Here is a 24,258-nt window from a genome sequence, read left to right as displayed (position 1 = left end):
TGAGTTGAGGTGTTGTTATGAGTCATGGTGGTGGAGGACACGCTGCAGAACTCTACCCTGAAAATCAGATTATAATAGTAGGTACTGTACTTGCAATCTTGGGAATGTATATTTCACAGTTTTTCCCACAGGTATCTATGATATTGGGAGGTCTACTAGCCTCTGCAGCTACTGTTGCAGGTGCAAATACCACAAGAAAGGTTGCAGCCTATGGACTGGGGACAGGGGTACCATCTATAGGTATGCTAAGTTTAGGAATGGGTATAATATCCTCAGTATCAGGTATATATCTCGTAAATACGCTGGTAAAGGAGTTGAATGTTGGTAATGAGATACTGTACATCATTCCAATAGTTGTGACAGTGATATCTATAGTCCTAGGATATATAGTAGGTAGGTTAACTGTAAAACCTATAGGTATGAAGATCCCTATCATGGTTGAGAGTATGACCAAGTTGTCCCTTATGGGGGCTCTCTCAATTATGGGGTTCTGTACAGCCTATGCAGGTGGATTTCTTCCAAATATCATCATCCCAGGATCTATAAATAATGGAGTTATGGCCTTGGCATTTATTGCAGCAGGTATGGCTATACTCCATCCATTTAACGCATGTTTAGGACCTAACGAAAGCCATAAAAGGACATTAACTTTGGCCGTAGCCTGTGGATTTTTAACATGGTTTATGTTCTCTATTGCTAAGTTGGATGTAATATCTACTATAGCCTCCTTAGTACTTTGGGCTGTAGTATACAGAGAGTTCATAAAACAGTCATTAAAGGATGCTTGTGCTGTATACTATACTCCAGAGTTACCTAAGAGAGAGATGTAAGGTGATTTCATGGATATAGTAAAGGTATGTCCCGAGTTGGGAATAGTAATGGATGTGGATTCGGGGCTGATTGCAGAAACAAGAGAAGATATTGTAATGGTAGATTTAAACCCTGTTAGGAGTGAAATAGAGAAGTTAGAGAAGTTAGCAAAGGCCTTTGAGAACTCCTTAGATCCACGAAATCCTCCCTTGAAGTCCTATCCTGGTAGAGAGGGTGTATACAGTATAGGAGGTATTTTCCAGGGAGTATTTTTCGGTTTCTGGATAACTATGGGGGTAGCCCTGCTGATTATAGTATTGCTAGTTAGTTTATATCCCAATCTACTTCAATAATCTTTAACTGTTGGGGGTGCTGCAGATGGTAGATATACTTAAATTTTTGATGGATAATATTGAATTAATATCTCTTTATAACAGAATGGATATTACCTTTGAAAATCCTGGAGCACTTGATGAGGAACCTATGATCTTGGATTTAGAGGGTGGAAAGGAAAAGGAGGAGGAAGATACAACTACTATAAAACCTTACTCACCAGAGTTAGCACTGTTAGAAGCTAGGACAAAGATAATATATGAAAAGATAAACGATGCTGCACTTATATCAAAATTTAATACAGGATACTATAACGGAAAGATCCAAGGTATAGCCATTGGGCTGTTTCTTTCACTGTTGATATTTTCATTGCTATAAAGAGGTGGGATAATGCCAGAGAAGAGAGAACCAGCTCCAGGATGGCCCATTGTTAGTGGGGAGTATGTGGTGGGAAATCCAGAGAGTTGTGTCGGAGTTGTTACATTAGGATCTCATGGTTTGGAACAGGCTGCCATTGAGGCTGGGGCTGCCATTGCAGGTCCATGCCATACTGAAAACCTGGGAATTGAGAAGGTAATAGCAAACTATATTTCAAATCCAAACATAAGGTTTATGATACTCTGTGGTTCAGAGGTACAGGGACATATTACAGGACAGTGTTTCAAAGCTCTATATGAGAATGGTATTGGAGACGATGGAGGTATCATAGGGGCAAAAGGAGCAATACCTTTCTTAGAAAACGTTGGAAAGGATGCTGTTGAAAGATTCCAGAGACAGATCGTTGAAGTGGTGGATCTAATAGATGTTGAAGATATTGACAAGATAACCCAGGCTATAAAGGAGTGCATCTCTAAGGACCCTGGAGCTACAGAGGAAGACCCTGAAGAGATAGATATAAAGAAAAAAGAGGGTGGATTACCAACAGTTGCTAAACCAGATTTGGAATTTACAAAAAAACTTATGGACTCATTAGAGTATAAGGTTGGATTGATGACGAGAGATTTAGGATTAGGTTCTGGGGTTCAGGCAGGATCCCTTTTAGGTATTATCTTGGGCTCTATACTGGCTATAGTATTAGTTGGAATACCCGTAGTTTTAAAAATACTTTTAGGGTGATTAGATGGTAGAGACTCCACCTTCAGTAATAACTCCCTCTAAGGAGTATAAGGAGTTACAGGAGAAGTTAGATAAAATCGATGAAATGGTGGACAATACAAATGCCGAAATAATGCAGAGGTTAGGTAAAAAGGCTGGTAGAGATATAGGAATTGTATATGGGTTTATAATTGGTCTTATTATTACAATATTGATAGGAAAATTGTTACCAAATATATTACTATTTATGAATATGAGATAAAAGAGAGGTGGCACCATGTTCAAGTTTGACAGGGAACAGATGGTAATTGAGATTGCAGGAAGGAAATTCGGTGGTCAGCCAGGAGAGTATCCAACAGGATTGTCAGGTACCATATTCTATGCGAGACATAAAATCGTAGAGGATGAGAGAAAAGGTATATTCGACAAAGCTGCTGCAGAGGATTTAATAAATAAACAGGCTGAAATGGAAGATATTACTGGAAACCCAGCCCTTGTCCAGGTATTTGGAGGGAACCCAGAGGCATTGGTAAAGTATATTGATTTTGTTGCTGAAGTATGGGATGGTCCAATGTTGTTAGACTCTACATCTGGAGAGGCAAGAATGGCTGCTGCAAGGAGGGCAACAGAGGCAGGATATGCAGATCAGTGTATCTATAACTCTATCAACGTATCCATTGAAGAGGAAGAGTTTCAGAACTTGGTAGAGAGCGATATAGAGGCCTCAATTGTTTTATGTTTCGATCCTATGGATCCATCTGTTGAGGGTAAACTGAATGTACTGTTAAATGGAGGTAAAACAGCAGACACTGGAATGTTGGAGTTGGCAGAGAAGGCAGGTATAAAGTATCCATTAATAGACGTTGCAGTTACACCTCTAGGTAATGGAGCAGGTCCTGCTGTAAGGGCCTCCTTTGCAGTTAAGGCGAAGTTAGGATTACCAGTAGGAAGTGGTATTCACAACATACCCTCTGCATGGGATTGGTTGAGAGAGTTTAGAAAGAAGTTAAGAGAATCTGGACACACCCAACTCGCAAAGGATGTGCACCATGTATGTGATATAGGGGCTAACATTATCCAGACCATGGCTGTAGGTGACTTTGTCCTCTATGGACCTATTGACAACGCTCAGTTAACATTCCCAGCAATAGCAATGACAGATGCGGTAATTGCAGAGGCTGCAAAAGAGATGGGTATAAACCCAGTAGAGGCACATCCATTTAATAAACTATTATAAAAAAGAGAAAGATTTAAGTTATTAACTACTCTCTGGAGTTTGTCCCTTTTCCATTACACTGATCTTACTTTCTAACTCTTTTTGAAGTTTTTCTATGGCTGCTAATGTTTTTGATATCTGTTCTCTAATCTTATTCTCTGCAGTGTTTAACTCCTCAACTGACTCTTTAAAATCTTTTATAGTCTCATCAATAGGTTTCTCAACAAAGACATCAGCACCTACGTTGGCGATAATTTTTTCACTGTCGTGGACTGTCGCTTTGGTAAATACTCCACCACCGAGAGGTATGAGTACCTCTTTGGACTGTTTTAACCCCTCCATAGACTCTATAGATTTTAAAATTTCCAACTTTATAAGTTCTATTTTCCCTAACTCCTCCTGTAATCTATTTATCTGCTGTTTATAGATCTCGATCTGGTAAAGTTGTTTCTGTATCTCCTCATTTTTCACAGTATCACCTTTTTTTAATAACTATATTAAGCATAAGATATATATAGTTATTTGTAATTATTGATAATTATAATTATTTTTTATTATAAAATTCTTTGGTGTGTATCATGTTACTCCTCGATGTCTTAGAGTATCTGTTTATACTGGCGAAGGCTCTAAGTGAGGCTTGGTTGGATGTAGTAAAGAGGAGTATAAATGGTGATATAGACCCCCAAGTTGTAGAAATAGAAACTGAGATAAACAGTTTAATAGGACAGGTACTCTTAGCATGTAGTATAACCCTCACTCCAGGGACATTAACTATAGGACTGAATCCCGAGAAAAGAATATTGAAGGTTGCCACAATTGTTCCTATAAAGAGGGAAGATATTGTACCCTTTGAGCCCTATATAAAAAAGATCTTCGATAAGAACTAATCTAACACCTTGAACCACTTAGGAGTTTTTAGTAATTTGTATCCCCCTAAGGCCCCAGGTTTAGTTTTTATCTCAAACCCTAAGGACTGTAGGTCCTTAATTCTCGAATACACCGCTCCTCTACTATTACGAGATATGTATTTTTTTAGATACTCTCCTGATACATACTCTGAATTCTTGGAAAATACTCCCTTATCTTCCAGTATTTTTCTCGCATCTTTTTTACCATATTTTTTAATGAGGTTGTTATATTCCCTGTTTATCTCTAACAACTTTATCAATATAATAAAATGTCCTAGATCTAACTTTATATTTTTTTTATAGGCCTCTCGTAGAAAAGCCCAAAAATCTAACTTTATACTGTCGTATTGTATCTCCATAGTACCTCCAAGTGGAACTGTCAAAAGATAATGGTATAAAATTATTTTAGATTCATTATATTAATTTAAATTTTCATGTAATATCCAATCAGAAATACTATCTTTTTTTTGATGGAGGTATCCTAGTGATTTCTCTTTCTTAAATTTGCCTAATATAATTAAAATGATAGTAATAATTAAAATTATTATGGATATAATAAAACAAAAAATAAAGAAAAAATGTTTCAAAATAAAAAATTTAAAAATAAAAAATCCCCTATCTACTCCTAAAATTGAAAAAAATAATCCTCTCTAATAGGATTTAACAGTTGAATACTTCATATACCGATAGAAAACTCCCTTCTCATTTTTTAGTACTCAGAAACACTCTAATAGTTTTATATTAATAGTTCTATATTTATTTTTTCATTGATTATCTTCGATAGATAATAAATATTTTATTATTTTTCTAACATCCTTTAATAGAGACTAAGAAACAAATTAATATAATCTTTAATAATATTTAATGATATAAACATATCTTAATAATATCTAGAGAGGTTTAAAGAATTTTCTTATAACAACCTTTTTTATACTCTCTATCCTTTATACTAAATAATTATTAAATCTTTTACCTAGGGAAGTTTTTGATGAAAATAGGATTAAATTAATTACTTTCGCACTACTTAATTCATTAAAGATAATTTTTTGCCTTTCCTTTAAAACTTTTGATCTAGATTCATTAATAAAACTTCAAATTAATATGTCTAGAAAACATTTTGGAGATAGCCTTTTATTAATACCTACAAATCTTTTTCAAATCTACTTTAAGATGAGAAGGGGGTATAATACCATGAGAGATGAAAAAGAACAAAAAGATATAGAATCTACTTCAAATACTCCCACTGGGCCCTCTTCAGATAGAGAGAGTAAAAAGTATTCAAAAAGACAGAAAATATCTCTTATTCTTGGATTACTTGTGTTTACAGTCCTCCTCTTAATTCCCACACCAAATACATTCCTTAATACAGCTATCGATCTCGTGGAATTAGATGATAAACTGCTTCAGGAAGCCTCAAAACTTGGGATGGTAAAGGATGGAAAAATAATCGATAAGTTAGCATTCATAGAGTGGTTAAGGGAGAAAGATCTTAAGAGTTACGAAAAGATCTATAAGAAAGCTACTGAAATGAAGTGTGTAGCAGCTTTAGCCCTATTAATGGTAATATGGTGGATAGGGGAGGCAATACCTCTACCTGCAACTGCCCTGCTACCTTTAGTAATTCTCCCTATACTTGGAGTCAGTGAGATCAAAGAGGTTGCACCAAGTTATGCATCTCCGATAATTTTTCTCTTCATGGGAGGTTTCATGATAGCCGCTGCAATGATGAAATGGGGACTTCATAGGAGACTGGCCCTTATGATAATCAAGATGATCGGTACAAGTTCTCGAAAAATTGTTCTTGGTTTCATGGTGGCTACAGCGTTCCTCAGTATGTGGATATCTAACACTGCAACTACAATGATGATGATGCCTATAGCCCTCGCTATACTCCTTCATATATCAAAGATGGGAGTTGAATCTAACAACTCCAGATTTGGTGTAGCGTTGATGCTTGGAATTGCCTATGCAGCGACAATTGGGGGAGTTTCAACCATAATAGGTACACCACCAAATGCCATATTAGTTGGTACCTTACCTATCCTGTTTCCCGATGCCCCTCCGATAACCTTCACTCACTGGCTTGCAATAGGGGTTCCTATTTCATGGACTTTCCTCTTTATCTCATGGTTTGTACTTGTATACCTGACTAACCCTCCTGAGATGAAGAAAATACCTGGAGGTAAAAGAATAATTGAGGAGGAGTTGGAAAAATTGGGACCATGGAGTAAAGGTGAAAAAATAGTCCTTTTAGTTTTCATACTTACAGCTCTAGCATGGATCAACAGTTCACCAAAGACAATAGGAGACATTGTAATACCTGGAATAAAGACATTTCTACCCTTTGTAAATGACACAGTAATAGCCATGATCTCTGCAATCTCCCTCTTCCTGATTCCTGTAAACTTTCGTAAAGGTGAATTTGCCCTTGACTGGGATAGTGCGAAAGAGATACCCTGGGGAATACTTCTACTCTTTGGAGGAGGTATAGCCCTTAGTAAGGCATTTGTGAAAAGTGGGCTGGCCAACTGGATGGCTGATCAACTTATGTTCTTAGAGGGAATGCCTCCGATTGTGATTCTATTTATCGTAGTTACCCTAACTATCTTCCTTACAGAGATGACGTCAAATATAGCCATAACAACCTTAATGATGCCAATAATGGCCAGTTTTGCCCTTGCAATAGGTGAGGATCCACGGATATTTATGATATCTACCGCTATTGCAGCAAGTTTTGCATTTATGCTCCCAGTTGCAACACCACCAAACGCCATAGTCTTTGGTACAGGTTATGTTACAATGCCACAGATGGTAAGGAATGGTTTTATATTGAATATGATAAGCATCTTTTTAATTACCCTCTTCTGCTATATTTTTGTACCAGCAGTCTTCGGTATCGAGTGGGGGACGGTACCTAATTGGGCAAAACCTTAACTTTTCAATATTTTAAATTTTTTATTAAATTATTAATTATTAAAATAATAAATTTTAAAAATATTAGATCCTACTTGAGAATAATAAAGAGTCCCAACACAACTAATATAAGACCTGAGACAAAATTAACAAAATCAGAGTTGGTAAATCTCTTAAATACCTCCTTACCCTCAACACCCATAACACTTAAAAGAATTATTGGAAGTCCATAACCTATTGAATACACAAATAAAGCCAAAACTCCAAAAATTACATCTGATTTTGTAGATACATAGGTTAATATCCCTGCTAAAATAGGATCTGCACATACGTTGGCCCCAACACCGTAAGATACTCCGAGAATAAAAGAGGTAACTAACTTATACTTAAAGGAAATGTTCTTATTATTCATTTTAGATATAAATCTGCTAAAAAAGTTTCCCTTCAACCTAAATGAAAAACCCTTTTTGAACATAATCAATAGACCTAAAACTACTGCTAAGACTCCTGCAATATATTTTAACTTGTAAATTCCTAAAAGCATGCCAAAAACTGATGAAATAGCGCCTAATATACTAAAAACTATAGAAAACCCTAAAACAAAAAATAAAGATATGATAAATGCCTCTTTTTTAGACTCTGAAATCCCAAAGGTATAGGTAAATACTACAGGTAGTACAGTCAATACACAGGGCCCTAATGCTGTAAATACTCCTGAAATAAATATTATCAGTAGGTCCATACTACTTCCCGAAAATATGTTAAAAAATTATTCATAAAGTTCCCTGGCCTTATTTACTACCTCTTTTGGATCGTAGCCGACAGTTCTTCCAACTTCAAAACCATTTTTAATGTAGATAACAGTAGGTAGCCCTCTGACTCCAAATTTTTGTGCCAACTCTGGATGTTCATCAACGTTTATCCTTATAATTTCTATACCTTCCTTCTCCAACTGGTTTAACGTAGGTTCAAGGGCCTTACAGTACTTACACCAGTCAGCGTAAAATACTATTACTACAGTTTTTCCTTCAGGATTTAGATCATTTGTTAATTTTTGATCATCCCCATTATTTTCATCTTCTATACAACCTGAGAATATTGTTATCAAAGATAGTAATATTAAAAGTAGATACACTCTCATATTATCCCATAAATTAGATATTAGAAAATTTTTACTTTATTTTATTTTTATTATAATCATTATTTTTTCTTTTCTAATATTATTATTTTTCTAATTATTTCTAAATCTACCTAAAAATTTAGGAATGTATTCGAGAGCATTCTTTAAACTCATTGATATATATTTATCTTTTAGGTATCCTCTCTTTCTCATCTCCTCTCCCACCCACTGGCAAAACCTCCTGTCCTGGATAACAACAATGCCGTAATCCTTCTCAGTCCTAATAAGCCTTCCTATCATCTGTATAACTGTGCTGGACATTGTATGAAAGGATGTCATTAAGAAGGACCTCCAATGGGCAGTTTTGGGATCCACACCTCTTCTTAACAGTTTCTCCTTTATCAACCTCTGTTCCCTGTTGAGTAGTGGAGTAGGTACTGGAAAGGGTAGACTGTCTATTATTACCATAGTGAGGGCCTCTCCCGGGATATCCACCCCCTCTGCAAATCTACCAGTTGCCAGGAGTACTCCCCCCTCTCTCTCAAAACGTTCCTTTAGTTTTTTAGCATCCTTTCCATCCATATCTGGGTGATAGCAGAATATATTTCCCTTTAACTCTGAGGCTCTCTCTAATAGGTAGTTATAGGCACTCTTAAGATCTTCGAAACTTCTAAAGAGTACTAAGGTATTGGCCTCTGCAGATCTTAGGAGTTTAAATATATTTTCATTTGCTCTTTTTCTTTTTAGATTCCAGTCTATCTCATACTTCATATTTACTCCATCAGTTAAAGCGATTATCTTTCTCCTCTCCTTTGGAAAGGGACTATCTAAGACCAATGGATCGAAAGATTCCACTCCAGTTTTAAGCCCATGTATCTTTAAATTACCTATGGTGGCAGAGCAGTGTATCACCGTTGCATCGCCGTATAGTCTTTTAAGGTAGGAGGAGACAAGTACAGGTACACATAACAGACTCTTCCCACTTCTATATATGACGAAGTTATTATCTATAGATTCCAAGTTCTTTATTCTATCTAGAAAATCTGTCAGGGACATATCTGGCAACTTCTTCTGGGATACATAGTGGTACTCTAAGTATACAAGAGCCCTGTTATCAATCTTAAATCTTAACTCTTCTCTCTCTAATTCCTTATTTTCCTCAAAGGAAAGGATCTTATCCTTTATACTACGGATCTGATAGTAGCCATCTAGTAGAGTTCCCAGTGCCACTATATTTCCCTTAGAAGTACCTATTATCTCCTCCCCGTAATAAAGGAGAGCATCTTTACACTCTTCAATATCTACATATCTCGATACATAGTTATGGACTATATTCCAAAAATCCCTCTCGTAATTTTCTATATTATCTCCATCTAACATTGGATACTTCTCTTTAAGTCTGGTAAGGTACTTTTCCAGCATCTTAGGAGCAAAATAATAGGCCATGGCCCTTAATCTACGAAGTGCCACCTCTGGATCTACCTCTATTGTGGCAGAGTTTCTAATACTTTTCTCAAGTTTATGAGCCTCATCACAGATGATAACCTCAGTTTTTCTGTTTGCATCGATCTCCTCCTTTATATGATAGAATATACTGTTGTTCATAACTAAGATATCTCCTTCTAAGCACTCTATCTTAGATTTTTGGTAATCACAGATGCAGAAGGGACAGTAGTATCTTATCTCTTCACCTATCTTTACAGGCTTTTTCTTTGTACCACATATACACTGGGTTCTTCTATTTGGCCGATGAAAACATCTCCTATTTAACTTACAGAAAAGCCCATCTGCCTTACTACCTTTGACCTTACAGATGAAGTTGTTCTTTCCCATTATAAAGGATATTTTTAAGTTAGGTTTTAGGGCGTTTAACTCCTCTAGTATCCTCTCCTGTTGATCTATAGTTTCTGTAAGTATAATGATCCTCTTACCTCTCTCTGCAAAGTATATGGCAGGAATGAGATAAGAGAGGGTTTTTCCAACACCTGTTGGAGCCTCCACTATGAGATGATTTTTATTTTTTATAGAGTGAAATATCTTTTCCATCATCTTTATCTGCTGAGGCCGTATTTTCTCATAGGGGAATTTCAACCTATAGAAGGTTCTAAAATCTTCCAGCGAGTTATCCATCTAAACCACCAAAAAGAGAATGGTTATTTTATACAATCTCTTTAATTTATTAAAAATTGAGATAAGGATTTTAATAACAAAATAGTTAATATTTATTCTGCGTCTTCGAAGTAGAGGAATATATTATTATAACCTATAAATTCTCTTCTTTTCACTATTTAGAGTTTAGTAAAATGATATGATAAGATACAAAAACATTATTATAAAAATTATAAGTTAATTAAGAAGTGATTTATATTATAACAACTATTATTTAAATTATTTAAAAAATTAAAAAGAAGTATTATTTTCTGTAATAAATGGTGAAAACTATGATATCGTCTACAACTTTAATTTTAATATTTCTAACACTCTGGATAATTTTAAATTTTTACTACTACAGAAGGGAAGATGAGAAAGGTTTGAAGACATATTATGGGATCTTTGGGATATTGAGGACATCCTGGGGTCTAAAGATTATAGATAAAATAGGTAAGTACAGATTTTGGCAGAGGATAGGATTCTTACTGATCCCTATTAGCGTAATAGTTAGTATCCTCACATTTTACACATTTATAAATTCTACAGTGGGATTGTTCACTGGTTCAATACCTAAGGAGAGTTCAAAACCGATCATACTACTATTTGGGGACGTTATCCCATGGATTCCAGGAATTATAGCACTTATATTGGGTATAACACTTCATGAATTAGCTCACGGTATTGTAGCCAGATCCTTTAACTTAAAGATAAAAAGTACAGGATTGATACTGTTTCTAGGTATCCCTCTTGGAGCCTTTGTGGAAATAGGAGAGGAATTTAAAAATGTTAGTAAGAAGATAAGGGGTGCTATAGCATCTGCAGGACCTATGGTAAATATAATGATATTCCTCCTTGTACTTCTAATAACTCCCTATATATCTAATATAACAACATCCATAACTATTACGAAGGTGTTTGAAGACTTTCCAGCCAGTGGAATTCTTAAAGAGGGAGATATAATATACTCCATAAATGGGAAGAGAATTACCTCTCTATCAGATTTCCGTGAGATAGTAAAGGAGATAGGGCCAGAGGAGAGTATAACCATTACAGTTATCAGAGAGAATCAGATGAAGACTTTCAAATTAACTACATCTCCAGAGGGTAAGATAGGAATCCTCGTTGAACCTCCTAAGTCCTTGGTATTTATAATGGAGACACTATTCTGGACAGGGATGTTGAATTTACTATTAGGGTTTTTTAACCTCTTACCTGCTCTACCTCTCGATGGATTTCATATCTGGAACGCCCTTCCTGAAATCGTTAGAGATCTAAGGGCTAACAGTAGGATAACAGAGACTATCTCAAAGTATATGGAGTATCTGATAAACGAAAGAAATCTAACCACGATGAGTATAACTATATGGTTTGTAATACTGGCTTCTATATTCTATTCCCTTATGTAGAAAATTAGGGGTGTGTAGAAGTGGAAAATCCAGTTGATATAAATCATATATTTGAAGAGGAAGGTATTAAACTACTTAAGGAGTTAGGGTGGTACGGTTCCATTGTAGTACAATACCATGATAATTACGATAAAAAAATTTTTGAGGAGGTTAAAAAGTACGGAGAGAGGGAGGGTTTGAGGATATACACAGGTGTAAAGATAAGATCTGAATCTCCTAAGGTGTTGGTAAGGTACGTAAAAAAGTTTAGGAATAAGGTAGATGTGATACTTGTGGAAGGGGGCCTATTAAAGATCAACAGACAGGCTTTAGAACTTCACGACGTGGATATACTTTCTACACCTGAGTTGAACAGAAGGGATAGTGGTTTAGATCATGTGCTTGCTAGACTAGGGAGTGTTCATAGAGTAGCTATCGAGTTGAATTTTAAACAGTTGTTGATAAAGAGAAATCCATATGAGAGGGCCAGGTTGTTATGGGCATTTAGGAGAAATATGCACCTGGCGAAAAAGTTTGATACTCCTGTGGTACTCTCAAGTGGCGCTGAAAGTATATACGATATAAAATCTCCCTACGACTTAAGGAGTTTTCTTAATACGTTAACAGGGGATCCTGTATATTCAAAGACTATTATGGAGTTTCCCTATAAGATTGCAGAGTACAGAGTGTATTTGAGGAGGGATAACGTTATAAGATATGGAGTAGAGGTTGTTGAGGATGAGTAGGATATAAAAATGACATATATAAGATATAAAGGGAAAAATATATTAAATAGAAAAATAATAACAAACAAATAGATTATTATCAATACTACAAGGGTGAAAGAATATGAAAACCTACTATGCTATAGTACTATCTTTATTGATAGTACTTAGCATACTACCTACCAGCTTAGCTGTAGATACTTCTGAGAAGATAGCAGTTGTTGTATCTACTCCAGCAGATGCAATTGTTGCAGCCCCCTATGCTAAGGCCATGGGGTACACTCTAATATATACACCTACAAATAAGTTATCAAGAGATGCTGAAAGGGAACTTATAAGAGGGAGATACAGTAAAGTTATAATAGTTGGGGGTCCAGTGGCAGTAAGTAAAACTGTTGAAAACAGTATAAAGAATTTAAAAATAAAAACTGAGAGAATTTGGGGAGATACAAGGGTGGAAACCTCCATAGAAGTATATAAAGCAATAAAGAGGGAGAAACCTGAATTGGCAAGGGATGTAGTAATTGTTGAGGGGTTCAACGAGAAGATATCACCAGTGGCAGTTAGCTTCGATGCTCCAGTATTGTACTATGGACTAAATAGGGAAAATGAAGTTATAGAGGTACTGAAAGACATAAGGGTAAAAAATGCAGTGGTCTTAGGTAAAAAGACTCCGAAAGATATTGTTAATGTAGTATCAAAGATATCTAAGAATACCTTCATTGCAAGTGGTTCCGAGAGAGATGTTATAAGGACTGCAATATCTTACATTGAGAAGATAAACCCAGAGATTAAGAATAAAGGGGCAGTAATAATTTATGCAGAGAGAACGAAAGACCCAGTTATAAATGGAATATTAAACTTTGTTAAAGGTTATACCGGTATGATAGTACCCCTTCCATCCAAAGATACAGGAATAGTAAAGAGAATACTTCTAAAGGTTGTAGAGATTACTTCTTCAATTACAGTGAATAGTGAGGATCCAAAGGTAGTTGAGAAGGTAAGTGATATTGCACAAAAGTTAGGACCTGTATCAGTTTCACCAGCACCTGGTGCAGGAGGTGGTGGAAGTGGAGGAGTAGGCGGAGGTGGTGGAAAAGGCGGAAGTGCACCTCCACAACAAACACCAACAGGTCCAGCAGTGAAGATTGTTGCAAGTGGGAAGGAAATAGTATTTATGGGGCAGAATGATAAAACTTTAAAGATCAGTGGAGATTATAACATAGATCTACCTGAGGTAAAAGCGGTTGTGAATGTAGTAGATAAGAAAGATACTAGTAAGAACATAACGATAGACTTTAAAGATAATAAATCTGTAAAGACAATAATAGAGGCAATGAATAACTTCAATGTGATAGCATATAGGGGAAGTAATGTAATTATAACCTACTATAATCCAGAGATGGAAAGTGAGAACGTTTCACTCCATGTAATAACTAATAGGAGATCCTTAAGGGATAATATAAACAAGTTATTAGATGGAAATGCTACAGGGTTGATAAAAATATTAAATATAAGTTATGTAGGAACAGGAACACTATGCCCTACTCATGGTGGAACAGGATTTATCTACACACCATCTGACTATGGAGAGCACATAGTAGTAATCACTGAAGGAAATGGAGTTCCAAGTGATGCTGATAATGTAAAAGTATTGGCAGTGGGTGGATTCGAGGTAGTAAGATATAATATGAGTATAGAATATGAGATAGATAGTGATACAGTAGAGGTAAATATAGCCCTAAACGAAACACCAGAAAATCCAGTGAGATACGGGGTAGTATTGATCAAAAAAGATATTGATTTAACATTAAAAATAATAGGAACTAATCCAAACAACAACCTGTTCAATGTATCTATCGTTGGTGACAACGGAGAACATGAGATTGTAATCAACAACAAGCGTATAGAATTGGATGCGTCAAAAGTGCATAACATAATTGGGACAGTGTACAATGATAGCACTGCTTCATCGTACTACACTAAAGTTACGTCAAATAATTATCCAGAATTACCTATGTTGTTAGAATATATACCAGACAGTTATTTAATAGCAATAGCCTACGACACAGAAGAAAAGAAGATCGTTGCCGTTGCTCAAAGATCAATAGACTAACAAATGGAAAATCTAATTTATATTTTTTAAATAATTTTTATTTTTTAATGTTCTATATTTAAAAATTTGAATATATTTAATATTTGAATATATTTAATAAATAATTATTTTAAAAATTTATTTTAGTTTTATCAAAAGGATAGGATTAAGTTTAAATTTACCTAGTTTCCGTGATTCCATAAAAATAATAATAAAAATATTAGAATTATAATAAGTATAATGTGAAGAACAATATATCAAATTTAATTTAAAAAGGTGATTTAAATGAAAAAACTGTTCTTTATAATCTTAGGATTAATACTAATAGTATCTCCAGCATATGGAGTATCGAATCTAACAATCACTCCCTCAGATCCAAAGGTTGGAGATACAATAACAATAACTGGAAAGGCAAATCCCAATGAAGAAATTAACTGTAAAATTTGGTTTGAGATCAACCCTTCCATTAATCCCCCTAAATATAAATACTTTATGAACAACGTAGAAATACCTAATGCCTCTAACAGTTTTAAAATTATTGCTAAAAATGCAGAGAGATTATACGTAAGTTTGAAAATTGGTATGTGGGTCACTCAGGGTGCAAAGGCGAATAAGGAAGGAATAGCAGTAATCTCTAAATCCAACATCCCTCCGGGTATTTACGATATTAGAATAAGAGGAACTATAAAAGACCCAGAAAAACCTGTAAAATTAAAAATATTTGCATCAACTAAGATAAAGGCAGATGAAAATGGTAATTTCAAGTACTCCTATAAGGTGAACAACATACCTGAGGGGACAATAGTCCATCTAGACATTGGAGGTATAAAGAGGGACATAGTAATAAAAAGTTCCATACCTGTACCTCCACCTGTAGATACAGAGGATGAGACAGATAAGGACAACACTACTACTGAAAAGAGAAGTACAGATAAAAAGGAGGAAGATATTACTTCTGTATCTATAGAAAAGGATTACTCAGACACTTCTCACAGTGGTAGTACTAATAAAAAGAATATTGAAGACAGTAGCTCTACATCTCCTGAAGAGGATAAGTTAGACACTACCTACAGTAGCAATAGAAACACCTCTAACAAAGAGAACAACTACAATACACCTATAAACAAGAAAGATTCTAAAAAGGATAACCAAAACACACCAATAAACAACTACAATATCAACAATGCTAAAAATACACCTCGAAAATCTAAAAAGGAAAATATAGTATACGGTACAGTGATAAAAAATATTGGAAATGCAATACTGATAATACCTAACGGTACCAGGGTAAGTACAGATGGGGAAATATCTATAAAGGAGGTAAATATTCCAAACACTACATTGGCATACTATATATCTCCAAGGAATGCTAAATTTAGCAAACCCCTTATCTTAGAGATACCTTATAATTTATCCCAGGATAAAAGGATCACAGTTCTTTATTACGACAGACAATTGGGAAGATGGATCAATATACCCTACACTTGTGATAACAATACAATAACTGTTAAAATATCAAAATCTGGATACTATACAGTAAAGGAGGAATATATAGAGATAGAAGATAAGAGTATAATAGATAAATTCTACTCCATCATAGATCTTTTCAGGATAATAACAACCTTATTACTGAACTACCTGCAGAACCTCTTTAAATAATATCTACCCTCTCAACCATACAAAGATCACCAGTACTACAAAGATAACAAAGAGAACTATTAACTGTGCTCTCATAATTCTCTTTCTCTTTTTTATATATTCATCCTTACACTTTTCAGAGCAGAAGGTTTCATCTGGTGGGATCGATATTCCACAGTTTAAACAGTGCCTATGTTTCTCCATAAAGATCCCCTGTATTATTCACCAGGTACAATTAAGGTACCGTTGTGTCTGTTCTCTATAACATTCATTATCTCCTCTGGAGTACCCCTGATAACTACAGTTCTCAATTTTGCCCTGTCTATTATCTTGGAGGCTAAGGGATCTACTATAGAGGAGGATCCCGCCGCTATAGAGGAGGATTTAGTAATTTCTACCAACTCCTTTGTTGTTAGATGTTTTATTTTCTTTGCATCTTTATACTTCCTTGGATCCCTGTCGTAAACTCCATCTACGTTAGTGGCAATAACAAGTAGATCTGCATCTATATACTCTGCCAGAGAGGCTGCAACAGCATCTGTAGTGTGGGCAGGATGGGTACCTCCCATAACAACGATCTTGTTTAAATTCAATATCATCTCAGCCTCCTTAAAATTCTCTGGTACCTTCTTTACAGAGTAGTTTCCAAGGGCGGCGATTAGAAGCATACTGTTCATCCTTGTTGCCAATATTCCTATCTCATCACAGAATGCTTCGTTTGTAAACTCCCTGGCTATAGAAATGTATTTCCTGGCAATATAGCCCCCTCCGACTACTATGCAGATATCATGTCCTATGTCTTTTATACTTTTGAACACCTCTGCGTATTTTCTTATGTTCTCTACATCACCCTCCCTGGGCATAACAACTGAGCCACCTAATGCAAAAACTACTTTCATATTTCTACCTCTCCACTTTTCAAAACATTAATAAAAAATAAAAAATAAACTATTATAAAAAAATTTATCGTAAATTATATATAGTATGAGATTTTATTGGAATAAAACATATTTTTATAATCAGTTGATGATTTTTAAAGGGGTACTATATAGTTTTTTAGATGATAAACATGGATAGATATAGGTCACCCTCTTTAACAGTAGACGGTATTTTAGAGGTCGATGGTAAGATTCTACTGGTAAAGAGAAAAAATCCTCCTTTTAAAGATTTTTGGGCATTTCCAGGAGGTTTTGTAAAGTATGGAGAAAGGACAGAGGAGGCTGTAGTAAGAGAAGTTTTTGAGGAGAGTGGAATAAAAACCAAGGTTAAGGACCTTTTAGGCGTATACTCAGATCCAAATAGAGACCCCAGGGGTCATACTGTATCTGTAGTATATGTGTTAGAGTATGTAGAGGGCTCTCCTAAGGGATCAGACGATGCGAAGGAGGCTAGATTTTTTACTATCGATGAGGTAAAGAATATGGATTTGGCCTTCGATCATAAGACTATTTTTAAGGATTATTTAAAATTTAGAGAGAAAAGGTGATATCGTGGTAAAATTTTGTAAAAAATGTAATAACATAATGCTTCCAAAAGATGGTAAGTGGGTATGTACTGTATGTCAATTTGAGATGGAGATGGAAAAAGAAGGTGAAACCTTTATACTCAAGGAGAGAATCGAGTCCAAAAAACAGGAAATCGCAGTAATCGAGAATGTAAATACACTACCAACTACTAAGGTGGAGTGTCCTCAGTGTGGAAACTTAGAGGCATACTGGTGGCTTCAACAGACAAGATGTGCAGATGAACCTGAAACAAGATTCTATAGATGTACAAAGTGCGGTCATACCTGGAGAGAGTATGATTAATTATTAATTATTATTTAAAAAATTTATTAAAATAATTATAAATAAAAAAAGAGATGACATTAAAAAATAATTCTCTATATTTTCAATATCCCTAAATATGGCTTTAATACTTTTTATTATTTAACTTCTCTTTCCCATCTAAAACCTGATGAGCCACTTAAAGAGGTTGGTGGAGATTTTTATCTTACTCCTCTTTTTTAACATTTATACCTTCTAAAAGTATCTGTCCCACCTTAACCTTTTTACATTCCTTCTCAGAGAACAGTCTAAACCGCCCTGTATTACAGAAGTGCTGTACCCTCAACCCTATCCTTTTCAGTGTATTCTCATCCATCCTCTCTCCAAGAAACTCCTTAAGTGTTTTAGAAACTCCTCCACAGGGAGAGTCCCTAATGACCTCTATTTTCTCTATGATGTTATTACTTAAGTAGATGTTTACCTTAGGTTTTCCAAAGTACCTTAAAAATTCTCGTAGTTGAGGGTACTCTTCTAATTTGTCTTGAAGGTAATCCTCATCTAAATTACACAGTAGATCTGGGCACACTACATTTTTAAACTTCTCAACCTGTCTCTTGAAACCTTCACCTTCCCATATACCTACTATTATAAAAGGATTTTTATCTAACTTTTGGTTGCTGATCTCTTCAAGTAGGGTATAGGTAAGATCTGGATCTCTTAGGTAGGTAATTAAAATATGGTAATCTTTAAGTTTTTTCAGTATTTCTTCTTCTATCTCTATATCATCAAAATTACCTCTATATTTCAATATAATATACTCGCAGGGGAACTTCTTTTTTATAACCTCGTAGGCTCTATGTCCATACTTCCCATCTGAAACTATGGCTACAGATATCTTATCCCTCATCTACACCACAGGATTAATTATATTTTTATATATTTAGATGTTTGGATATTTATTTTTATAAAATAAATGGTAGCCCGGCGCGGATTCGAACCGCGGTCCCGGGGTCCAAAGCCCCGGATGATAGGCCACTACACCACCGGGCTACTTCCAGGTAATCAAGCAAGATTTTAGTAGTCAATTCTTCTATTTATACTTTACTATGATTGATGTATTTAAATCAATTCTGTTTCAATATAAAAATATAGATATAAAAACATAACTTTTTAAACTACTGATAAAGTTAACAATTATTATCATAAATAAAAAATTAATAAAATAATAATAAGAAATGCAAAAAACTCTTAAAAAGAAAAACTAACAGAGGTTCTACTCTGCTTTTTTAGTACTCTCAGTATAGTCCAGAAAATGAAACAGTTATTTTTACTTTTCAGTTATATATTATACCCTACTTCCCATCAAAAGGATAATTTAGAGAATAATAAAAATAAAAATTATTATAAAAATAATAAAATTAAAGATTAAAGAAAATATTTAAAAAAACAGAAAACCTCTATCACCCCAGATACAAAAAATTTTAAAAATAATATTGAAGGAGAATGATCCTCTGTATATTTTTTAATACAGGGATTCAGAGTAGGATTTTCTATCTTAACTAAATGATCAGAAGGATCCTAAGGGTATTAATGATTTTTATATTGGTTATTTTTTATTATTCTTTTAATCACTACTGATGGGAACTAAGGTTATATTATAATTAAAAAACTCTAATTTCCATCAAAAAATTCTGATAAGAATAATAATTATAAAAAATAAAAGAACATAAAAAGAAGGTATAAAATCAAAATAAAAGATAATCTCTTGGGATACTCTAAAATACTCTATGAAAGTGGAGTAGATCCTTCCTCACAGGTTGCTATTATTAATTTTGTTAGATTATTAGATATTATATTTTTTATTATTTAAATCATTACTTTAATGGGAACTAAGGTATATATTATTTATTTTTAGGTGTTAATAGTTTGGATTTTTATTACTTTTTCATTATTCTTTATAGGTTACTATTAGTTTGAAGTGTTCTTTATTTTTAATTTTTTAAATATTTTAACACTATAGATTTTTAATAACTCTTCCCTTTAAAGGAGCTTTTACGTTTTTACTCTCTTTTTATTTTTATAATTTTTATTAAAATTATTTTTAATCTATATTTTTTTATATATAGTTCGAAAATTATTAAAATTTAATTTTTTTCTTATCTTATTACATTCATGATTCCTGCTTAGCCCTCCACTCCTCAAGTATTCTATTCCAGTTCTTCCTTAAAAATTCCCCAACTTGGGAAGAGTCTCTCGTTCCAACTACACATGTCCAGCCAGTCTTTTCCTCAATATCCCCCCTTACAGGAGCTGCTAACCCTGGAAGTATAATAATCCTATGATTTACCTTCTCCCCTATCTTCGTCTCCTCTATTAATCTTTTGGCGTTATCTCCACAGTACTGTCCCCCTGCCACTGCGACATCCACTGCCTTACCCTCTGTATCCATAACTAGGAGCCAACAGGTAACCCCATCCTTTTCAAAGTCTCCAGTTACTGTGTAGAATGTTAGGGAGAAGTTTGTAGTCATGATCACTGGGCTATTCTCATCTGGATTTCCAATTGGATATAATCCAGGCTCCACAGTTTGAGGTTTCCTAGGATCTGTATATATTGCCTGCCTAAGGGCAAGTATTGGCATCAACTCCCAAACCTCGGTACCGTGAATAATTATTCCATCTCCATACCTGTTCAACATTGCACAGGCTGTCCTCGCCTCCATAATTCCGGCAGCCTTATCTAGTTCTTCAACAAACTGTTTAATTGGATTGTTGCCCTTTAGTACGTAGAAGTAGGTATTTATTGGAAGTCCTAAGATAGGATATCCAAGAAGTTTATCTCCCCTTTCAATGGCACTTCTCCTTATCATCACAAATCTATCGAGAGTATCCATAATGTTCTCTGGTGTAGTGTGAGGATCTAAAATTAGATCCTCTATACCATGTTGAAGGGACGCCTTAACCATGCCCTTCAGTGTTTTAATATTTCCTGAAGATAGCACCACTGCAAACTCTTTTTTATCCTTCCTTTTCTTTGATATTAACATCCTCATCATTTCAGAGAAGTTCTCCTCTGTTACTCCGTATATCATAGGTTTAGATCTTACAACATCTAAGGCTTTTTCTATACTCTTTACATTTAGGGAACAGAGGGCGACAGGTACCTTGGTGTTTTCTTGAATAATCTTCAACGCCCTTACAAACTTTTCAGGATCATTTGAGGCATTTCGCAATGCTATAAAGTCTAACTTCAACTTCTCCCCTGTCCTCTCAAAAACAAAATCCTCAACGAATTTAGCCCTCTTTTTTATCTCCTCCTCAGGTAAATTATCTGATATATCTACCCCTATAGCCGTCGGATTAAAGAAGGTGAGTTCATACCTGTACATTACCTCCTCTCCACCTAGAACCACCTTCTTATCCTCGTATCCAAACCATACCTCCTTTACAGGTGGGGAGAGGAGTTCTTCAAGTTTCTTTCTATTCTTCTCAAACTTTGGAGATTTTAATATTGGACATTCATCGAGGGTGGCCTTCCTCTCCTGTAGTTTCGTAGCAAATGCCATACAGGAGGATTCCCCACATTTCTTACAGTTTGTCTTTGGAAGTAGTTTGTAGATATCCATGGCACTTATCTTTTTAGCCATCCTATCACCGATACTAAGCCCTTATCCACTGGTAGTTGTCAGTACTTACCTCTATCTCCCCAGGCTTACTTACCAACAACTTCCCAAACTCCTTTACTACCGCTATGGAGAGGGGGTGGAGCATCATAAATATATCTACGCCACAGAGGAGCATGGTCAATCCCGTTGTAATTTCCCAGAGTGGTAATCTGTACCTTCTATCTCCCCACTCTGGATTGACCATCCAGGCCTCTCTGGCACCTATGGCGTTTGTAGTTCCAGAGGACATGGGCATATTTACCAGTTCGTCGCCCTTTAAACCTGCTAACCTTAACCTTGTCATGGCATTTATGGAGAACTCTATACCGTATCCAAGGGAACATGTTGTAGGGTCCATAACGATTCTATCTCCATCGAGACCGTGGGATATTAACCTTCTATTTAAATCCCTTGCCATATTTGGATCCATAATAGTCCAGGACAGTACGTTATGATCGTACTTCATTGCAGCATCTGCTACTTTCTTATAATCTAAATCTAAGTTTGCAGATGCCAATAGACACCTCTCCCCCTCTGCAACTTGAGCACATGCTTCCAAAACAAGAGGATCCTTCTTAGGATCTCCACTACCCCCAATAACAAAGGGCACATCTACAGCCTGGAGTAGATCCTCCATCAACTTTGCAGCTTCCTTTGGAGGTGTATCTTTAATCTTTGGATCTGTAGATATATGGTGTATAGTTACCATATCGGCGTTGAACTCCTTTACACACTTTTTAGCCCATTCAACAGGATCCTCCATCACATCCTGGAAGTACTCCCTAACAGGCTTAGGTAGTCCAGGCATCGGCATATCGAATATGTCGAATGTTACCACTGGTGGATTCGGTTGAACCTCCTCGAACCTGTAAAGTGCCCTCTGTCCACCTATTTTTATTACCTTTCCTCTACCCCCTTCAGACTTAGGCCTACCAAGTTGCACCTCTCTTATATACCCTCTGTACTTTTCTACTGGAGGCTCCCAATCTACTTCAGGTATCTCTATCTTAGGTTCTTCCGGTGATACTATTTTCTTAATACCTTTCTTTATTGGAGGAGTTTGAGGTATAGAGATAGGAGATAGGGTAGGAATGTTTATAACAATTTCATCTGCAGTTATTTCGATGCTGTCTATCTTTATACTATTAACCTTTTTCATCAGTTTAAATATTTCATCTAAATCCATTATGACCACCAACAGGACAAAAATCTATCATTATAAATCATTATAGATTAGGCTAGTAATATATAAAGTTTTTGAATAAGTTATATTTTCCCTTAAAATCCGATTAAAAGAATTAAAATAACTTTTATAGTATTAAAATTAATTTTAAAGTGTTTTACAGTAAATTTATTTAAAAATTTTAGAACTTTGATGATCATAATGGAAAATACAAAAAAGATATTAAAATTTGAAGTTAAATAAGTCTTTGAAACATGGTAAATTATCATAAACAGGTAAATATCTTTTCAAATACTGCAAGATACTTAAAGAATATAGAGGAATAAAACTCTCTTAACAGGGTATTTTTTATAAAAATATATTTTATGTTAAAATTTTCTTTATTATTTTTTAAATTTAAATTACTACTTTGATAAGATTGATAGAATTGTTATTCTTTAAGATGTTTATAATTGGATTTTAACTATTTATATTAAAACAAAAATTAACAAAGACCCTAATCCCTATTAATAAAAAAATCCTGATAAGAACAATAAATTATAAAATAATATTATAAAATTAATAAAATATAAAAAGAATGTATTTAGATCAAAATAAGAGATAAATAATCTCTCCTGGGATGCTCTAAGATACTACGGAAGTGGAGTAGATCCTTTTTAATAGATTACTATTATTAATTTTATTAAAGATATTAAAGATAATGTATATTTCAATAATATTTTTTTCTAGTCCTTATTTATTATTCTTATTTTTATTATTTAAATCATTACTTTGATGGGAATTAAGGTTAACAAGATCTTAATAATAATTAAAATACCCTACTTCCCATCAAAAGGATAGTTTAAAAAATAATAAGAATAATAATAAAAATAAAATAAAAAAATATAAAAAAATAAAAAATGTTTAAAATAAAACTTCTATTAATCCCAGATATAACATTTTAAAAAGAAGATTGGAGGGGAATGGTCCTCTGAATACCTTCTAATTAGTGAATACCAGAATATGATTCCTTATCTTATCTAAGGGTTCGGAAGGATCTTAGGATATTTAAGAGTTTTTATATAGATTTTATACTGATTATTTTAATGATGATTTTTATTATTATAACAATTATCATTTTCACTGTTCTTTTAATCACTACTGAGGGAAACTAAGGTAATAAAATAATATAATAAAATTTTATTATTATAAAAATTAAAAAATAGAAAATCCTAAAAATCATTAAAAAGTATTAATAAAGATGTTGTTGTTATTTC

23 protein-coding genes, 1 tRNA gene and 1 pseudogene are annotated in these 24,258 nt (G+C 34.5%); 14 read left to right on the top strand and 11 right to left on the bottom strand.

Features of this window, described 5'->3' with window-relative positions; translation table 11 throughout:
* Nucleotides 1–17 precede the first annotated feature (17 nt).
* From mtrC to mtrH, 6 genes and pseudogenes are all read left to right on the top strand, one after another.
* Entirely contained in the window at nucleotides 18–830 is an 813-nt protein-coding gene (mtrC, locus tag CFE53_RS01190) for a tetrahydromethanopterin S-methyltransferase subunit MtrC (RefSeq protein ID WP_148120069.1), read from the top strand.
* A 9-nt stretch (nucleotides 831–839) separates the two neighbouring features.
* Nucleotides 840–1,163 (top strand): tetrahydromethanopterin S-methyltransferase subunit B, encoded by a 324-nt coding sequence (locus CFE53_RS01185; RefSeq protein WP_148120068.1) that lies wholly within the window; start codon nucleotides 840–842, stop codon nucleotides 1,161–1,163.
* A gap of 46 nt (nucleotides 1,164–1,209) precedes the next feature.
* A pseudogene (locus tag CFE53_RS01180) lies at nucleotides 1,210–1,521 on the top strand (tetrahydromethanopterin S-methyltransferase subunit A); the annotation flags it as partial.
* A gap of 12 nt (nucleotides 1,522–1,533) precedes the next feature.
* Nucleotides 1,534–2,259 carry a tetrahydromethanopterin S-methyltransferase subunit A gene (mtrA, locus tag CFE53_RS01175; protein ID WP_148120067.1) on the top strand — a complete coding sequence of 242 codons (726 nt, stop codon included), beginning with the start codon at nucleotides 1,534–1,536 and terminating at the stop codon, nucleotides 2,257–2,259.
* A 4-nt stretch (nucleotides 2,260–2,263) separates the two neighbouring features.
* Nucleotides 2,264–2,500, top strand: coding sequence for a tetrahydromethanopterin S-methyltransferase subunit MtrG (gene mtrG, locus CFE53_RS01170; protein WP_148120066.1), 237 nt, complete (start codon nucleotides 2,264–2,266; stop codon nucleotides 2,498–2,500).
* Nucleotides 2,501–2,515: 15 nt separating this feature from the next.
* A complete protein-coding gene (gene mtrH / locus CFE53_RS01165; RefSeq protein WP_148120065.1) occupies nucleotides 2,516–3,475 on the top strand; it encodes a tetrahydromethanopterin S-methyltransferase subunit H in 960 nt (319 codons plus the stop codon).
* A 21-nt stretch (nucleotides 3,476–3,496) separates the two neighbouring features.
* Here the strand turns inward: mtrH and pfdA are convergent, their stop codons facing one another.
* On the bottom strand, nucleotides 3,497–3,925 hold the full coding sequence (gene pfdA, locus CFE53_RS01160) for a prefoldin subunit alpha (RefSeq protein ID WP_148120064.1): 429 nt from the start codon (nucleotides 3,923–3,925) through the stop codon (nucleotides 3,497–3,499).
* A gap of 107 nt (nucleotides 3,926–4,032) precedes the next feature.
* Between pfdA and CFE53_RS01155 the strand changes: the two genes are divergently transcribed.
* Entirely contained in the window at nucleotides 4,033–4,341 is a 309-nt protein-coding gene (locus CFE53_RS01155) for a monovalent cation/H+ antiporter subunit E (protein ID WP_148120063.1), read from the top strand.
* Here the strand turns inward: CFE53_RS01155 and CFE53_RS01150 are convergent.
* A complete protein-coding gene (locus CFE53_RS01150; protein ID WP_148120062.1) occupies nucleotides 4,338–4,721 on the bottom strand; it encodes an HTH domain-containing protein in 384 nt (127 codons plus the stop codon). The two genes, CFE53_RS01155 and CFE53_RS01150, sit on opposite strands and share 4 nt — an antisense overlap.
* Before the next feature lie 832 nt (nucleotides 4,722–5,553).
* Between CFE53_RS01150 and CFE53_RS01145 the strand changes: the two genes are divergently transcribed.
* On the top strand, nucleotides 5,554–7,296 hold the full coding sequence (locus CFE53_RS01145) for a DASS family sodium-coupled anion symporter (protein WP_148120061.1): 1,743 nt from the start codon (nucleotides 5,554–5,556) through the stop codon (nucleotides 7,294–7,296).
* A gap of 70 nt (nucleotides 7,297–7,366) precedes the next feature.
* On the opposite strand, the gene CFE53_RS01140 is transcribed toward CFE53_RS01145, so the two are convergent.
* The 3 genes from CFE53_RS01140 to CFE53_RS01130 all read right to left on the bottom strand — a co-directional run bounded on the left by CFE53_RS01140 (nucleotide 7,367) and on the right by CFE53_RS01130 (nucleotide 10,525).
* Entirely contained in the window at nucleotides 7,367–8,017 is a 651-nt protein-coding gene (locus tag CFE53_RS01140) for a cytochrome c biogenesis CcdA family protein (protein WP_148120060.1), read from the bottom strand.
* Nucleotides 8,018–8,044: 27 nt separating this feature from the next.
* Nucleotides 8,045–8,416, bottom strand: a complete 372-nt coding sequence (locus tag CFE53_RS01135) for a co-chaperone YbbN (protein ID WP_148120059.1) — start codon at nucleotides 8,414–8,416, stop codon at nucleotides 8,045–8,047.
* A 90-nt stretch (nucleotides 8,417–8,506) separates the two neighbouring features.
* The gene (locus CFE53_RS01130) at nucleotides 8,507–10,525 is read right to left on the bottom strand and encodes an ATP-dependent DNA helicase (protein WP_148120058.1); all 2,019 of its coding nucleotides are present in this window, start codon (nucleotides 10,523–10,525) and stop codon (nucleotides 8,507–8,509) included.
* 311 nt (nucleotides 10,526–10,836) lie between these two features.
* On the opposite strand from CFE53_RS01130, the gene CFE53_RS01125 reads away from it, so the two are divergent.
* The 4 genes from CFE53_RS01125 (at nucleotide 10,837) to CFE53_RS01110 (ending at nucleotide 16,410) form a co-directional block, all read left to right on the top strand.
* Entirely contained in the window at nucleotides 10,837–11,952 is a 1,116-nt protein-coding gene (locus CFE53_RS01125) for a site-2 protease family protein (RefSeq protein WP_148120057.1), read from the top strand.
* 20 nt (nucleotides 11,953–11,972) lie between these two features.
* Nucleotides 11,973–12,677: a ribonuclease P protein component 3 gene (gene rnp3 / locus CFE53_RS01120; RefSeq protein WP_148120056.1), complete on the top strand. Its 705-nt coding sequence runs from the start codon at nucleotides 11,973–11,975 to the stop codon at nucleotides 12,675–12,677.
* Nucleotides 12,678–12,780: 103 nt separating this feature from the next.
* Nucleotides 12,781–14,772 (top strand): cell wall-binding repeat-containing protein, encoded by a 1,992-nt coding sequence (locus CFE53_RS01115; RefSeq protein ID WP_148120055.1) that lies wholly within the window; start codon nucleotides 12,781–12,783, stop codon nucleotides 14,770–14,772.
* Nucleotides 14,773–15,036: 264 nt separating this feature from the next.
* Entirely contained in the window at nucleotides 15,037–16,410 is a 1,374-nt protein-coding gene (locus tag CFE53_RS01110) for a hypothetical protein (RefSeq protein WP_148120054.1), read from the top strand.
* Between the two features lie 3 nt (nucleotides 16,411–16,413).
* On the opposite strand, the gene CFE53_RS01105 is transcribed toward CFE53_RS01110, so the two are convergent.
* The gene (locus CFE53_RS01105; protein ID WP_148120053.1) at nucleotides 16,414–16,593 is read right to left on the bottom strand and encodes a DUF2116 family Zn-ribbon domain-containing protein; all 180 of its coding nucleotides are present in this window, start codon (nucleotides 16,591–16,593) and stop codon (nucleotides 16,414–16,416) included.
* A 14-nt stretch (nucleotides 16,594–16,607) separates the two neighbouring features.
* The gene (gene pyrH / locus CFE53_RS01100) at nucleotides 16,608–17,288 is read right to left on the bottom strand and encodes a UMP kinase (protein WP_148120052.1); all 681 of its coding nucleotides are present in this window, start codon (nucleotides 17,286–17,288) and stop codon (nucleotides 16,608–16,610) included.
* Between the two features lie 170 nt (nucleotides 17,289–17,458).
* Here pyrH and CFE53_RS01095 point away from each other — a divergent pair, with 170 nt between their 5' ends.
* Together CFE53_RS01095 and CFE53_RS01090 are read left to right on the top strand one after the other, a co-directional pair.
* Nucleotides 17,459–17,875, top strand: coding sequence for an NUDIX hydrolase (locus CFE53_RS01095; RefSeq protein ID WP_148120051.1), 417 nt, complete (start codon nucleotides 17,459–17,461; stop codon nucleotides 17,873–17,875).
* 4 nt (nucleotides 17,876–17,879) lie between these two features.
* A complete protein-coding gene (locus CFE53_RS01090) occupies nucleotides 17,880–18,197 on the top strand; it encodes a transcription factor S (protein WP_148120050.1) in 318 nt (105 codons plus the stop codon).
* Between the two features lie 184 nt (nucleotides 18,198–18,381).
* Here the strand turns inward: CFE53_RS01090 and CFE53_RS01085 are convergent, their stop codons facing one another.
* The 4 genes from CFE53_RS01085 to cdhD all read right to left on the bottom strand — a co-directional run bounded on the left by CFE53_RS01085 (nucleotide 18,382) and on the right by cdhD (nucleotide 23,005).
* Nucleotides 18,382–19,062 (bottom strand): DUF166 family protein, encoded by a 681-nt coding sequence (locus CFE53_RS01085; RefSeq protein WP_253254755.1) that lies wholly within the window; start codon nucleotides 19,060–19,062, stop codon nucleotides 18,382–18,384.
* 67 nt (nucleotides 19,063–19,129) lie between these two features.
* Nucleotides 19,130–19,205: transfer RNA gene (locus CFE53_RS01080), tRNA-Gln, on the bottom strand.
* A 1,120-nt stretch (nucleotides 19,206–20,325) separates the two neighbouring features.
* On the bottom strand, nucleotides 20,326–21,801 hold the full coding sequence (acsC, locus tag CFE53_RS01075; RefSeq protein ID WP_148120049.1) for an acetyl-CoA decarbonylase/synthase complex subunit gamma: 1,476 nt from the start codon (nucleotides 21,799–21,801) through the stop codon (nucleotides 20,326–20,328).
* A 13-nt stretch (nucleotides 21,802–21,814) separates the two neighbouring features.
* Nucleotides 21,815–23,005 (bottom strand): CO dehydrogenase/acetyl-CoA synthase subunit delta, encoded by a 1,191-nt coding sequence (cdhD, locus tag CFE53_RS01070; RefSeq protein ID WP_148120048.1) that lies wholly within the window; start codon nucleotides 23,003–23,005, stop codon nucleotides 21,815–21,817.
* Nucleotides 23,006–24,258: the final 1,253 nt, after the last annotated feature.

Origin of the sequence: Methanofervidicoccus sp. A16 (genome assembly GCF_003351865.1) — an archaeon.
Classification (GTDB): Archaea; AGJL01; Methanococci; order Methanococcales; family Methanococcaceae; genus Methanofervidicoccus.
This window is presented reverse-complemented; position numbering and strand designations above follow the sequence as displayed.